The sequence below is a fragment of the Robertmurraya korlensis genome (assembly GCF_023715225.1).
Taxonomy (GTDB): Bacteria; Bacillota; Bacilli; order Bacillales; family Cytobacillaceae; genus Robertmurraya_A.
In genome coordinates this window covers 1-234 of record NZ_JAMBNS010000186.1, presented here as the reverse complement: position 1 = coordinate 234, position 234 = coordinate 1, and the positions used below count along the sequence as shown (strand labels likewise).

The 234-nt window shown below is 51.3% G+C and carries 1 rRNA gene; it reads left to right on the top strand.

Annotated features, from left to right (window positions below):
- Window positions 1-234 (top strand): 23S ribosomal RNA (locus M3175_RS24795); the annotation flags it as partial.

Sequence of the window (234 nt, the reverse complement as noted above, 5' to 3'; positions counted from 1 at the left end):
AGGTCAGTCATAGAAGGTAACAACCCTGTAGTTGAAACTTCGTTCCCTCTTGAGTGGATCCTGAGTACGGCGGAACACGTGAAATTCCGTCGGAAGCAGGGAGGACCATCTCCCAAGGCTAAATACTCCCTAGTGACCGATAGTGAACCAGTACCGTGAGGGAAAGGTGAAAAGCACCCCGGAAGGGGAGTGAAAGAGATCCTGAAACCGTGTGCCTACAAGTAGTTAGAGCCC